At 32.2% G+C, this 13,378-nt stretch carries 11 protein-coding genes; 1 reads left to right on the top strand and 10 read right to left on the bottom strand.

The window, feature by feature from the left end; genetic code table 11:
- Nucleotides 1–3: 3 nt before the first annotated feature.
- From ACTTAY_RS04530 to ACTTAY_RS04520, 3 genes are all read right to left on the bottom strand, one after another.
- Complete coding sequence (locus tag ACTTAY_RS04530; RefSeq protein WP_075505839.1) at nucleotides 4–867, bottom strand: carbohydrate ABC transporter permease; 864 nt, start codon at nucleotides 865–867, stop codon at nucleotides 4–6.
- Between the two features lie 72 nt (nucleotides 868–939).
- The gene (locus ACTTAY_RS04525) at nucleotides 940–2,478 is read right to left on the bottom strand and encodes an extracellular solute-binding protein (RefSeq protein ID WP_440635396.1); all 1,539 of its coding nucleotides are present in this window, start codon (nucleotides 2,476–2,478) and stop codon (nucleotides 940–942) included.
- A 19-nt stretch (nucleotides 2,479–2,497) separates the two neighbouring features.
- Nucleotides 2,498–3,559 (bottom strand): NAD(P)-dependent alcohol dehydrogenase, encoded by a 1,062-nt coding sequence (locus tag ACTTAY_RS04520; RefSeq protein ID WP_262589926.1) that lies wholly within the window; start codon nucleotides 3,557–3,559, stop codon nucleotides 2,498–2,500.
- Nucleotides 3,560–3,702: 143 nt separating this feature from the next.
- Here ACTTAY_RS04520 and ACTTAY_RS04515 point away from each other — a divergent pair, with 143 nt between their 5' ends.
- Nucleotides 3,703–4,791, top strand: a complete 1,089-nt coding sequence (locus tag ACTTAY_RS04515; RefSeq protein ID WP_440672539.1) for a GAF domain-containing protein — start codon at nucleotides 3,703–3,705, stop codon at nucleotides 4,789–4,791.
- On the opposite strand, the gene ACTTAY_RS04510 is transcribed toward ACTTAY_RS04515, so the two are convergent.
- The 7 genes from ACTTAY_RS04510 to ACTTAY_RS04480 all read right to left on the bottom strand — a co-directional run bounded on the left by ACTTAY_RS04510 (nucleotide 4,788) and on the right by ACTTAY_RS04480 (nucleotide 13,372).
- Complete coding sequence (locus ACTTAY_RS04510; protein ID WP_440672538.1) at nucleotides 4,788–5,993, bottom strand: MFS transporter; 1,206 nt, start codon at nucleotides 5,991–5,993, stop codon at nucleotides 4,788–4,790. The two genes, ACTTAY_RS04515 and ACTTAY_RS04510, sit on opposite strands and share 4 nt — an antisense overlap.
- A gap of 6 nt (nucleotides 5,994–5,999) precedes the next feature.
- Complete coding sequence (locus ACTTAY_RS04505) at nucleotides 6,000–6,953, bottom strand: 2-hydroxyacid dehydrogenase (RefSeq protein WP_075505843.1); 954 nt, start codon at nucleotides 6,951–6,953, stop codon at nucleotides 6,000–6,002.
- 7 nt (nucleotides 6,954–6,960) lie between these two features.
- Entirely contained in the window at nucleotides 6,961–8,250 is a 1,290-nt protein-coding gene (gene glcF / locus ACTTAY_RS04500) for a glycolate oxidase subunit GlcF (RefSeq protein WP_440672537.1), read from the bottom strand.
- Complete coding sequence (locus tag ACTTAY_RS04495; protein ID WP_440672536.1) at nucleotides 8,250–9,530, bottom strand: FAD-binding protein; 1,281 nt, start codon at nucleotides 9,528–9,530, stop codon at nucleotides 8,250–8,252. Before ACTTAY_RS04495 ends, glcF begins: the two co-directional genes overlap by 1 nt.
- A complete protein-coding gene (locus ACTTAY_RS04490; protein ID WP_440672535.1) occupies nucleotides 9,484–10,980 on the bottom strand; it encodes an FAD-linked oxidase C-terminal domain-containing protein in 1,497 nt (498 codons plus the stop codon). Before ACTTAY_RS04490 ends, ACTTAY_RS04495 begins: the two co-directional genes overlap by 47 nt.
- A gap of 3 nt (nucleotides 10,981–10,983) precedes the next feature.
- Nucleotides 10,984–12,147 (bottom strand): pyridoxal phosphate-dependent aminotransferase, encoded by a 1,164-nt coding sequence (locus tag ACTTAY_RS04485; protein ID WP_440672534.1) that lies wholly within the window; start codon nucleotides 12,145–12,147, stop codon nucleotides 10,984–10,986.
- Nucleotides 12,148–12,220: 73 nt separating this feature from the next.
- The gene (locus ACTTAY_RS04480; RefSeq protein ID WP_440672533.1) at nucleotides 12,221–13,372 is read right to left on the bottom strand and encodes an alpha-hydroxy acid oxidase; all 1,152 of its coding nucleotides are present in this window, start codon (nucleotides 13,370–13,372) and stop codon (nucleotides 12,221–12,223) included.
- Nucleotides 13,373–13,378 lie beyond the last annotated feature (6 nt).

Raw genomic sequence — 13,378 nt, 5'->3', positions numbered from 1 at the left:
AATTTATTCTTTTAAAAGTAATTTAGTTAAAACCTTTGCAATAATTGTTAAACTTATGATCATAATAATTAAGTAAGTAAAAGACATCGAAGCTGCGTATCCCATTTGAAACTCTCTCAATCCCTTAATAAAAATATAAAAACTTGATGTTTCTGTTGAGGTACCTGGACCTCCTGATGTTAGGACATATACCGTATCCATAATTTTAGATGCCTCAATTAATCTTATAATTATTGCCCCAATTGATATAGGTGCCATTAGCGGAAAAGTTACATAAATAAACTTTCTAACTGGACTAGCTCCATCAATTGCAGCAGCTAAAAATGGTTCTTTAGGTAATGACAATAAACCTGCTAATAAAAGTAGAAACATAAACGGTGTCCACTGCCAAACCTCAACTATAATTACTGTAAATTTAGCTAAAGCTGGGTCTGTTAACCATTTCGGAGATAAACCAAAATTAGATAAAATATCATTAACAGGTCCTAAAGACTCATGAAAAAAAGTTCTCCAAATAACAGTCATAATTACTGGAGTTGTCATCATTGGAACTAAAAATAATACTCTAAAAAATCTTTTAAATTTGATGTCTTTCCAAACCATATGTGCAAGAGCAAATCCAATTACATACTGGAGAATTACTGTTGTAACAGATAAAAAACTTAATCTAAAAAAAGATTCCCAAAATCTTGGGTCGTCTGTAAATAGACGGATATAGTTTTCTATACCTATAAAATCTAAACCTGGATTATAACTATTCCATCCAGATAAACTTAATCTAACAACAAAAATAATTGGAAAGATTAAAATTCCAATCAGCACAAATAGACCTGGAAACAGAAAGAAATATTTATGCTTAAAGTTCATTTGTAAAATTGGATTATATTATGTTTTTTATATGTGGCCATTTTAATAAACGGCCACATAAATTAAGTATTATTATAGTTGGTTATCTTCCATTTTAACACCAACAGCGTAGGCATCTCTTACTGCTTTTTTACCTACTCTGCTTACAATTGCTTCCCACTCTTTAGCAACTTCGTCTAATGCTTCTTGAGGAGACAATTGTCCTGCTAAAGCTTTAGAAGTTCCTGTAGCAACAGCACTTGTAAACTCAAATACACCTGGAACTCTTAGAGGGAAAACTCTATTTTGACTTTTCTCCATATCTAAAAGTGTTTGAGTGTAACTGTTAGCGATCTCTGGATCCCAACCCATACTATTAATGTAAATATTAGGGTCGAAGTCAGAGTTTTTGAAAGGGTTAACACCAAATCTACCAATTGCTAAGTCAGCTTGGTGGTTTGCTCCATTTGAGAAGAAGCAAAGATAATCAAACGCCATATCTTTTACTTTACTTTTCTTAGCAACACCAACTGCCCAACCCCAAACAATGTAAGGAGCTTGGTTGTATTGGTTTTCCCAGCTATTTGAAACTCTGTTCCAAACTTTGTTAGCACCTGGAAGAGGAGCTGCACCTACTTTGTTTTTAATAGGGCTATCATCCTGCATCGCTGCAATAAACGCATCATCCCATGAAAAACTAAATAAAGTTTGTCCACCACCAAATGATCCAATTTCGTCACCTAGACCAAAGTTAGTTCCCCCTGGAGGAACATATTTAGTAGCTTCAACCCAATCAGTTAAAGCTTCAACGAAACCTGGATTATTAATGTTTGGTTTCATAGTTTCTAAATCAAAAAAGAAACCACCTGGAGTTCTTGGATTTTTAGCATATGCAACTGATCTGCTGAAAAAAGCTGCGAACATTAAGTCGTCTTTTTTCATAACTTCAGCTGAACCATATTCTAACTCACCATCTCCATCCCAGTCCCAACCATTAAAGAATTTTGCCATCTCAGCATATTCTTTCCAAGTTGTTGGAACTTTTAGATCTTTTCCTGTTTCTGCTTTATATTTTTTTTGCATTTCAGGATTATCAATGACGTCTTTTCTATATTTTAGATAGTGTCTGTCACCATCAACTGGATACTGGTACATAGTTCCATCCCAAGATGATACACCCATATGAGATTTAGTTACGTCTTTCATCTCTGTTGAGTTCATATACTTCTTAGGAACTGGTGCTAAATATCTTTTCCAGTCATTGATAAAGTTAGAAAATCCAAACACAATATCGTAAGGTGCTTGTCCAGCTTGAAAAGGAACCATTGCTTTAGAATACAAATCACCCGCTGGTGTATGAGTAACTTCAACTTTAGCTCCAGTTAATTTTTCAAACTGTTCAGCATGAAGAGCTGTTGGCTCTCCCATTACTGGAATTGCGTGAGTATTTATTTTAAGAGTTTTTCCTTTGTAATTTTTCTTAGACATTTCCTCATAAGAACAATCACCTGGAATATCTCCTGTTGCTTTGATATGTGGGAATTGATCACTCCACTTATCAGCATATGCCATAGGGCTAAATATCATCATACTTGATATTACAGCCGTTAAGCAGGTTTTTATTATTTTCATTATCACCTCTCTTTTTTTTTTATGGAACTAAAACAGCTCGTCCCTTAACCTTACCATCGTTAAGATCATGAAGCGCTTTATTAGCATCGTCTAAACTATACTCCTGCATAGAGAGCTTAACTTTACCTCTGTCAGCTAACTCCATTAATTCATATAATTCAGACCACGTTCCCACTAAATTACCTACAATTGTTTTCTCAGAAATAATTAAATCAACTGCAAGTGATTTAATTTCTTCTCCATATCCAACTATGTAGTAAAAACCACCATTAGAAGTCATTTGAATTCCCATGGCAGTAGATCCTTTTTCACCTACGAAATCAATTACAGCTTCAGAACCTTTTCCTTTTGTTAGTTCTTGAACTTTTTCAATTTCGTTTCCATCAATTAAAACTCCGTGGTCACCACCAAGTTCCATTGCATGTTTCAATGCTGCTTCAGATTTTTCAACAATAATAATATCTGCTGCACACATAGCTTTTAAACATTGAATAGCGATGTGACCTAAACCTCCTGCACCAATAATTGTACAGCTCTGACCAGGTAGCAAATGTCTTGTTGCTTTTTTTACCACTCTATAAGCTGTAAGACCTGCATCTGAAAAAGGTGCAACATCTTTAGGCGCTAATACTTTTGGAAGTTTAATTAGATTTCTAACGCTAGTTTTTAATAGTTCAGCGTAGCCACCTTCTTTAATACTTAATCCAGGAAATGCACCTGCTTCAGCGTGCATATCATTACCTCTTCTACAATCTAAACAAGTTCCTCCTGTTCCAGAAATAAGTGGGTGTAATATTACAGGGTCACCCTTTTTAAATTCAGTAACGTCTGAACCTACATCTTCTACCCAACCAGCATTTTCATGTCCCATTACGCATGGTAATAATTTTCCATCTGGATCTTGGATGTGTTTCCATACTCCTTCAATAATATGTAAATCAGTTCTGCAAACTCCTGCAGCACCAATTTTAACTATAACGTCTGACGCCTTTTCAATTTTAGGATCTGGCATCTCCTCACCTGTGACCCAGACCTTTTCTTTCATTTCAGGGTCATACTTATGCAAAACCTGTGCTTTCATTATTATCTCTCCTTTAATATTTCAGTAACACTATTAAAGTTCCGATATAGAATGGAGTCAACGGCATCTTTATATGTACAAAAAGTTAACAATTACAACCTGTGGTTGGTTGTTGTATCTAAAAAATCAAATAAACTTTTAAAATGTCAAACTTAAGTCACTCAAACAGCGAACTTAGAAATATCCTACATAAAAGGAATATGAACTCTTATGAGATGGGAAAAGATATTAATGAAAGTTGGTTGAGATGTATCAGTGAAGGCCTTGATCCGTTTAATGATCCTAAACAAAGTGTAATTTCATCAATCGAACTAAAAGAAATAAAAGAGCAAAATGAATCTATCAGAAGAATAATTATTCCTGAACTTGAACTTCTTTATTCGCAAATAGCAGGAACAAATTTTATGGTGGCTTACTCAGATGAGAAAGGATTAGTCTTAGATACAATTTATGACAAATCTTGTTTACAAACTGACGTTGGTAAAACGGTAATACCAGGATCAATTTGGGCAGAAAAAATTTGTGGAACAAACGGTCTTGGATTATCTGTTGAACTAAAAAAACCAACTATCGTTTCAGGTAAAGAACACTTTTTTACTGCTCATGAAAATATTTCATGTTTTGCAAGTCCAATCATAAATTATGATGGTAAAATTATTGGTATTATTGATGCCTCAACAGACTCGATGTCTAGAGAACAACATACACTAGCTTTAGTAAGACTTGCTACTAGAAGTATCGAAACTAAATTGTTTATTAAAAAATTTGAAAACGAATTAATTATTTCTTTTCACCCAAGACAAGAATATCTAACTACAACTAGTGTTGGGATGCTGGCGATAAATGGGGATGGATTAATTGTGGGTGCAAACAATAATGCAAAAATTATGCTTAATGGACTAGTTGATTTAAAAAATGAGAATTTTAACAAAATTTTTACAACTTCATTTTCATCAATTGCATCAGATATCTTAAATAATAAAACTCTAAAGATAACAGATCATCTAGGTTCATCTGTTTTTGTAGTCAAAAGTCAAAATTTTAAAGAAAGTAAATTTATAGAAACTGGCAAACAAAACAAAACTTACGCCTGTAAAAATTGTGAGGATACAAAAATTAAAAGAGAAAAATGTATCTTAATTCGATCAACTTTTAGTGAGACTAATAATATTTCTGCAGCATCAAGAAAATTGGGTGTATCTAGAACTACAATTTATAAACATCTAAATTAATTATTTTTTAATAAAAAATACAAATAAGAAGTTAAAGATGTAACTAGTACAAAAGACATTGCTAATTGAAATGAAACAATTTCAGAATAATTTAAACTTAATCCTAAATCTATAATAAGCCCAATTATCCATTGCAGAAAGAAGGCGCCTATAAATATCAATAGATTATAAGAAGTTAGAGCTTTACCTGCATTAGAAACAGAAAAAGCCATTCCAACAGCTGGCTGGATTAAGGACAAAAATACAGCTGAAACTATAAATAATGCCCAATGAATTGACTCTGTATTTGGACCTAGATAAATAATTATACCCAATACCAATAAACTTAATGGTGAACCATATTTCAACAATCTGATTGCATCATTAACGTTCTTTGAAAATTTTGGAACAAAATATCCCCATATTAAAAATGATAGCAGCATAAAAAAATAAATTAAAAATAACCCTGTTGCACTTTCCTCTGGTGTATACCCAGATACTTTTATCATCCAAGGACCAGCCCATAGTGTTTGGATAGCAAATAATCCTCCAGTACTAAAAAAGCCCATTGGAATAACGCTTCTGAAGAATTGATTTTGCCAAACAATACTCAATTTTGCATCATCTTTTTTCTGATTACCTTTTGAAGTCCACTGAGGGATAAAAATAATTATCAAAATTATACAAACCAAAGTTATGAAAGCTAAAAGCAAAAATATATTTCTCCAACCAATTATAGGTAAGAAAAATTGAACTGGTAAACTTGATGATAACATACCAATTGCACCGACCATTAACATCCATGAGTTTGCACGTTGTTGGGTTTCATCTTGATACCAAATCCGATAAGCAGTCAAAGGCCCCATTAAACAAGCTCCAACACCAACTCCTATAATAATTCTAGACACCAAAAGAGTTAAAAAATTTTGAGCAAGTGCAAATATCAATAAACCAATAATGGTTAATGATAAAAAATATGAAACAATTTTTCTTGGACCTCTCAAATCTAGCATATAACCTAAAGGGATTTGTACACTTGCAAATCCTAGAAAATATCCACCTCCCAATAATCCAAGCTCTCCTGCAGAAAGATTAAATTCATTTACTAATTCAGGTGAAATTGTTGCAGTTATTGCTCTTAAGAGAGTAGAAATAAAATATCCTAAAGCAAAAACTAAAAAAATTATAATAGCTTTTGATTTAGCTAGAACCGGTTTATTCATTAAAATTTAGTTAACTTTATTAACGCAATTACCAGTTCTAAAAAATTCTTCTATATTGTCTATCGCTAAATTTCCCATTGCAATTCTAGTATCTTTTGTAGCGCTTCCTAAATGAGGCAAAACAAAAACACTCGGGATTTTTAAATAACCAGGATTTAAGTTTGGTTCATTTTTATAAACATCTAATCCTGCAGCATAAATTTTTCTTCTATTCAATGCATCAATCAAAGCTTCATCATCAACTATATCACCTCGAGCAACATTTGTTATCACAGCACCTTTAGGGAAATACTCAACTGTCTCTTTATTTATTAGGTTTTCTGTTTCCTTTGTAGCTGGACAACAGATAGATAAAACATCTGAAACTGAAAAAAGACTTTTTATACTATCATGATAAATTGCACCCTGCTCTTTATCCTCGCTTAACTTTGAACGATTATGATAATGAATAACCATGCCTAAAGATTTAGCAATATTCGCAATCTTTTGACCGATACGACCCATACCTAGAATTCCTAATCTGGTTCCTGTTAACTGTTTTCCAATTAAATAATCTGCAGACCATTTCCATCCACCCTCACGAGCAGACTCGATTCCTTCTGATGCTCTTCGACAAGCTCCTAATATAAGTAATATTCCTATCTCAGCTGTAGCATCTGATAAAACTTCTGGAGTATTAGTTACAGCAATACCTCTTTTTTTAGCAGCATCTAAATCAATATTTCCAAAACCAACTGCAAAATTTGAAATTATTTTAATACTATCTGGAAGTTTATTTATTGTATCAGCATCTAATTTTTCAGTTAAAGATGATAAAATTCCATCACATCCTTCGCTCATTTCAATAATTTTTGATTGTGAATAAAGTTCATCGTTTGAATTAAATTTAGCTTCAAATAATTTTGATGCTTTATCTTCACTCTCTCGGATCAGTCTTCTAGTAATTAAAATTTTTTTCATAAAACCCCTATTTTAAAATTTCAGGTTTGGGACCGCCTGTGTACCAATCCAAAACTTCAATTGTATGTAAAATTGGGACTTTAGTACCATGAGAAATTTGGGTAATACAACCAATATTTCCTGTTGAAATAAAATCAGGATTTAAACTTTCTATGTTATTTACCTTATTTTTTAGTAGTTGTTTTGCAATTTTTGATTGTAAAATATTATAAGTTCCAGCTGATCCACAACAAATGTGCCCTTGTGGAATTTCCATTATTTCATTGTCAGTTTTTTCAAGTAACGAAATAGGTTGTGAATGAACTTTTTGACCATGCTGCATTGAACATGCAGAGTGATAAGCAACTTTATATTTCCTTCCTTTAGATTTTATATTTAGTTTTAAACTTTCAAAAATATATTCAGAAATATCTCTTGTAAGATCTGATATGACTTTTGCTTTTTTACTTAACTCTTTGTCATCTCTAAAAATAAAACCATAATCCTTCATGGTAGTACCGCAACCTGATGTATTAGATAAAATTGCGTCTAAATTTCCCTTTTGATGCTCCTCATACCAAGTATTTATATTATTTTTAAAATCTTGGTGAGCATCCTCTTCTTTTCCTAGATGGTGATTTAAAGATCCACAGCAACGAATTTTTTTTGGAACTACAACTTCAACCCCATGTCTATTTAATAATCTGATTGTTGCTTCATTTATTTGAGGTGAAATTTCTTTTTGTACACATCCAGTTAATAAAGCAACTCTTGCTATTCTTTTCTTGTCTGAAACTTTGTAAATCTCTTTAATAGGTAAAGTTTTTTTTGGAAAAGTTGTTGGCATTAATTCAATCATGTCTTTAATCTTTGTAGGCATTAAGAATTTAAATGGCATTGCCAATTTAACAAAAAAACTTGAGAGTCTAAATACTTTAACATTTGGTAAAGTGATTGATAAAAAATATCTAATTAGTTTGTCAAAAAAAGATCTTTGATAATTTTTTTCAATATATTTTTTTCCATGATCTATGATGTGCATGTAATTCACACCAGCAGGACAAGTAGTCATACAGCTATAACATGAAAGGCAACGATCGATATGCTTAACAACTTTTTCAGTTGGTTTTCTGTTATTTTCCAACATGTCCTTAATAAGATAAATTCTACCTCTTGGACCATCCAATTCATCACCTAACAGCTGATGTGTAGGGCAAGTAGCATTACACATTCCACAGTGAACACACTTTTTAAATACTTTTTCTGTAGCAAAATTATCAGAGTCTTTAAGTTGCTGTTCAGTAAATTTTGTCTGCATTAAATTCCTCTATACATTTTTCCAGGGTTTAAAATTCTTTTTGGATCAAAACTTTTCTTAATTTTTTCTGAAATCATCAAACGTATATCATCGACTGTAAAAATTGATTCTCCATAATCATAATCTGCAGAAGTTTTTATTACAGTTAAATAACCACCGGACTCCAGTGCTATTTTTTTTAGCTCTTTTATTTTTTCTTCTTTTTGTTCATCAACTTCTATCCAAAATAATGATCCACACCAATCTACAAAATATTTATATTTATTATCTAAAAATTTTAATAAATTTGATCCTTTTGCTGGAGGAATAACCATTCTGATTAAATTATTTTTTGTATTTTCAAAAATTTCTAAATTATTAATTTTTTGCCAAAATGGTTCTGACTGATAAACATCTAAAGTGGAAGTTTCAAATTTATCAAGTTCAAGTTCTTTGCTTAAATTTTTAATTTTTTCCTTTATTGAAATTTTATCTCCCTCTACTCTAAAAGCTAGAAAAGAAGTATTAGATTTTAAATCGTTAAATTTTAGTACAGAATTTTTTTTCTTTAAGAAATCATCATCCTTTGATTTATTAGGAACATACACTGCTCCTGATATTTCACTGCTGGAACTTGATAATTTAATAAATAAATCAAAAATTTCCTCAGATTTATCAATATAAATTGCAATTGTATTTGAAGAATCTTTTTTTGGTAGAACCTTTAAAGTAATTTCTGTTAAAGCTACTAAGGTACCAAAGGATCCTGCTATGAGTTTTGACAAATCATAACCAGTAACATTTTTAACTACTGTGCCACCTGATTTAATAATATCCCCTTTGCCATTTACTCCTTTAAAACCCAACACATGATCTCTAACACTTCCAACTTTAAACCTTCTTGAGCCTGCATAATTACAGGATAAATACCCTGCTATAGTTCCTTTGTTAGATACACCATTTTTTATATAACCAAAATCAATAGGCTCGAAGGCTAATTCCTGATTATTTTCATCAAGTATTTTTTCAACTTCTTCAATTGGTGTGCAAGCCCTTACTTTAATATACAATTCCTCAGGTCTGTAATCTATTATGCCTGTTAATTTCGAAAGTGACATTGTGTTTGCTGATTGAGCTTTATTTCCAATGAAGCTTTTAGAATTATTTCCTATTATTTCTGTAGGAGAATCTTTTTTGTAAAGTTCTCTAATTAATTCTGAAACTTCACTTTCGTTTTTTGGATAATAGATGTTATTAGAATCTTGGAAGATCTGGGAATTTATCTTTGCTTTTATGGACATGAACCCTTCCTTCCTCCGCGCACTTTCTAAGAATAGGATATACTTTTCCAGGATTTAGTAAGTTTTTCTCATCTAATGATTTTTTAATATCTAACTGTTGTTGAATATCATTATCGTTGAACATCTCACACATAAGTTCTCTTTTTTCGATACCAACTCCATGCTCTCCTGTGATTACTCCTCCAAGTTTTACGCAAGTTTTTAATATTTCTGATCCAAACTCTTCAGTTTTTCTTAACTGTTCTTTATCATTCCCATCAAACATAATTAATGGATGTAAATTCCCATCACCTGCATGGAAACAATTTGCCACTGGTAAATTATATTTTTCTGAAAGTTTTTTTATTTCAAGTAAAGCTTCTGCGAGTTTGCCTCTAGGTATTGAGCCATCCATACAGTAATAATCTGGAGCCATTGCTCCACATGCTGGAAAAGCAGCTTTTCTTCCAGCCCAAAAAGATAGTCTTTCTTTTTCATTTTTGCTTAGTTTTAAACTTGAACAATTATTTTTTTTACAAATTATCTCAACTTTTTTGATCAACTCGTTTACTTCAGACTCTGTTCCATCAAGTTCAACAATTAATAATAATTCTGCATCTCTTGGGTAACCAGCTTTACTAAAATTATCTGTTGCTTCTATAAGGGCTTTGTCCATTATTTCCATTCCAGCTGGAACTATTCCGCTTGAAATTATTTCAGACGCTGCATCTCCTCCTTCTTTAATAGATGGAAAACCAATTAAAGCTGCCTTAACAACTTCTGGTTTTTTTAGAATCTTGACAGTTACTTCGGTAACAACTCCTAATAATCCTTCTGAACCACAAATTAATCCCATTAGATCATACCCTTCTTGATCAAAAGATTTTCCTCCAATTTTACAAATAGTTCCATCCATCATTACCATTTCTACACCTAAAATATTGTTTGTAGTGGTTCCATATTTTAAAGAATGAACACCTCCTGAATTTTCAGCCACATTACCACCGATTGAACAAGCTAATTGGCTAGATGGATCTGGAGCATAATAAAAACCCTTATGTTCCACAGCATGAGTAATTCCTAAGTTAGTAACACCAGGTTGAGTGATCACACATTTATTCTCATAATCAATTTCTAAAATTTTATTAAATTTTCCTAAACCTAAAAGGATAGCGTCTTGCAAAGGTAATGCCCCACCGGATAAACCTGTTCCAGCTCCTCTTGGAACTACTTTGATATTTTCTTCATTACAATATTTAAGAATTTCACTAACTTCTTTAGTGTTTTCAGGCAAGACCACAGCTAAAGGCGTTTGGGTATAAACTGAAAGCGCATCAGTTTCATAAGGTCTTAATTCATCAGCTTCGCTTAAAACATTTTCTGGATTAGTTAGACATGATAGTTTTTTTACTATTTGAGATTTATTAGATACAATAGACCTATCAATTTTTGGTAAAGCTATTTCAGACATAGCTTAACCTAGCATTTTTTTGATATTTTCCAATGCGTTAGAAATGTTATCCTGAGATGCAGCAAAGCTAAATCTTACGTAATCTTTGCATGTTTTTCCAAATGCTGTGCCTGGGACAATAGCAACGCCCGCTTCATGCATAGCTCTTTTACAAAACTCTGCACCATCCATTCCAGTCCCTATAACTTTTGGAAATGCATAAAATGCTCCTCCTGGCAAACTACATTCTACTCCGGGTAGACTATTCAGTCCTTCATGAATTAATTTTCTTCTTTGTGTAAATTTTTCCATCATCAAATCAATTGAATCGTCTGGTCCATCAAGTGCTGCTATTCCTGCAAATTGAGCTGCAGCATTAACACAAGAGACACTATTGATTAGTAATTTATTAATATGTTCTATTAAATTTTCAGGCCAAAAACTCCAACCTAATCTCCAACCTGTCATTGAGTAAGCTTTACTCCAACCTTCTAAAACAATTAGTCTTTCTCTTAGCTCAGGATAATTAAAGAATGTTGGCATTTCTTTGTTGTCAAATATTTGTCTACTGTAAATTTCATCACTTAAGATAGTCACATGAGGATGTTTTTTTAAACCCTCTGCTAATTTATCAATTTCAGATTTCTCAACAAAACTTCCCGTTGGATTGTTAGGATTAATTAAAATTAACAATCTAGTTTTTTCAGTTATTAAAGATAAAATTTTATCTGCACTAAATTTTAAATCTTTATCTTCTGTTAAATCATAAGGTACAGCAGTAGAACCTGTATAATTAATCATAGACTCATAAATAGGAAAAGCTGGTGTAGGATGAATAATTTCTGCTCCTGGCTCCCCAAAACACTGTATAGCATAATGCATTGTAGGTTTACCACCTGGCATTATGATAATTCTTTCTGGATCTACTTCAGCGTTATATCTTTTCTTGATCCATCTAGTAACCGCTTGTCTGCACTCTAAAATTCCATTTGAAAGAACATAGCCATGGTGACCATCATCTAAAGCTTTCTTTGCAGCTTCAACTACATGTTTAGGTGTTTTAAAATCTGGCTGACCCAACCCAAGATGTATCATTGGGTTTCCTTGTGCTTCTAATTTTTTAGCTTCTGCTAAAACTGAAAAAGCACTTTCTGTTCCAAGTCTATCAAGTGACGCTGCTAGTTTCATAATAAAGTTGGAAAATATACATAAATTAAGTTAATTGTCTATTAAGATAAAATTTGAATTTCCTTAATTTATCTTAATTTCTGTAGATTATTTTTGATTCATCAAGATCTTTTACAGATTTACAGCCCATCAAAATCATATTTCTTCTAATTTCTTTTTGCATGTTCTCTAGTAATCTTTCAACACCTTGTTGTCCTCCAGCGCCCAAACTAAAAAGAAATGCTTTTCCAAAACTACAAGCTGTTGCGCCGGCTGCAAGAGCTTTTAAAACATGCGTTCCTCTTCTTACTCCACCATCTAGAATAATTTCTAACTTATCACCTACTGCATCTGAAATTGCTTTAACTTGATCAAAAGGTGATCTCGATCCATCCAATTGTCTTCCCCCATGATTAGATATCATTATCGCTGTACAGCCTATATCAATTGCTCTCTTTGCATCTTCAACAGACATCACACCTTTTAGTGCCATTGGTTTATTCCATTTTTTAATACAGTATTCTGCATCTTTCCAATTCATCGCTGGATCATATTGCTCATTAATATAATCCATTACTGATTTAGCTATATTTGTTCCTTTGTCGGTTTTGTTTTTAATATTTGCTAACTCAAATTTTTTATTAGTAAAATATTTAAAAACCCAACCAGGTCTCATGGCAAAACTTAATAAACTATCTAATGTAAATTTAGGTGGAGTAGTAAAACCAGTTCTATGATCTCTTTCTCTATTTCCTGCAACTAATGTATCAACAGTAATGCACATAGCGTCAAAATTTGCTCTGCTACATCTATCAATTAAATCATCAGTAATTGATTTATCCTTATGGATATAAAGTTGAAATAGTTTTGGACCGCTAGAAACATTCGCAACTTCTTCTATAGAGAATGATGCCATTGTTGACATACTATAAATTGTATTAAATTTTTCTGCTGCTCTTGCAGAAGCTTTATCACCTTCTGGGTCATACAAACTTTGCATCGCTGTTGGTGATAGAAATAAAGGCATATCAATTTTTCTACCAAATACTGTTGTTGATAAATCAGGCTCACCAACACTATTCAAAATATTTGGAACTAAATCACAATCATTGAAAGAATTTGTATTTCTATTTAAAGTAATTTCATCATCAGCACCTCCATCAATATAGTGAAATATTGGTGCTGGGAGTTTCTTTTTTGCTAATTTTCTAAAATCATCAAAATTGTAACAATCTTTTAAATTCATAAGCAG

Origin of the sequence: Candidatus Pelagibacter sp. HIMB1715 (assembly GCF_052047595.1) — a bacterium.
Lineage (GTDB): Bacteria > Pseudomonadota > Alphaproteobacteria > Pelagibacterales > Pelagibacteraceae > Pelagibacter.
The sequence above is the reverse complement of the archived record's forward strand: the minus strand, read 5'-3'. Positions and strand labels throughout refer to the sequence as shown.

What these genes read in the sequence shown, in the direction of transcription:
- ACTTAY_RS04515 (WP_440672539.1), top strand. Translation starts at nt 3,703, where the DNA reads ATGTCAAACTTAAGTCACTCAAACAGCGAACTTAGAAATATCCTACAT.
- ACTTAY_RS04525 (WP_440635396.1), bottom strand. Translation starts at nt 2,478, where the DNA reads ATGAAAATAATAAAAACCTGCTTAACGGCTGTAATATCAAGTATGATG.
- ACTTAY_RS04520 (WP_262589926.1), bottom strand. Translation starts at nt 3,559, where the DNA reads ATGAAAGCACAGGTTTTGCATAAGTATGACCCTGAAATGAAAGAAAAG.
- ACTTAY_RS04485 (WP_440672534.1), bottom strand. Translation starts at nt 12,147, where the DNA reads ATGAAACTAGCAGCGTCACTTGATAGACTTGGAACAGAAAGTGCTTTT.
- glcF (WP_440672537.1), bottom strand. Translation starts at nt 8,250, where the DNA reads ATGCAGACAAAATTTACTGAACAGCAACTTAAAGACTCTGATAATTTT.
- ACTTAY_RS04505 (WP_075505843.1), bottom strand. Translation starts at nt 6,953, where the DNA reads ATGAAAAAAATTTTAATTACTAGAAGACTGATCCGAGAGAGTGAAGAT.
- ACTTAY_RS04490 (WP_440672535.1), bottom strand. Translation starts at nt 10,980, where the DNA reads ATGTCTGAAATAGCTTTACCAAAAATTGATAGGTCTATTGTATCTAAT.
- ACTTAY_RS04510 (WP_440672538.1), bottom strand. Translation starts at nt 5,993, where the DNA reads ATGAATAAACCGGTTCTAGCTAAATCAAAAGCTATTATAATTTTTTTA.
- ACTTAY_RS04495 (WP_440672536.1), bottom strand. Translation starts at nt 9,530, where the DNA reads ATGTCCATAAAAGCAAAGATAAATTCCCAGATCTTCCAAGATTCTAAT.
- ACTTAY_RS04480 (WP_440672533.1), bottom strand. Translation starts at nt 13,372, where the DNA reads ATGAATTTAAAAGATTGTTACAATTTTGATGATTTTAGAAAATTAGCA.
- ACTTAY_RS04530 (WP_075505839.1), bottom strand. Translation starts at nt 867, where the DNA reads ATGAACTTTAAGCATAAATATTTCTTTCTGTTTCCAGGTCTATTTGTG.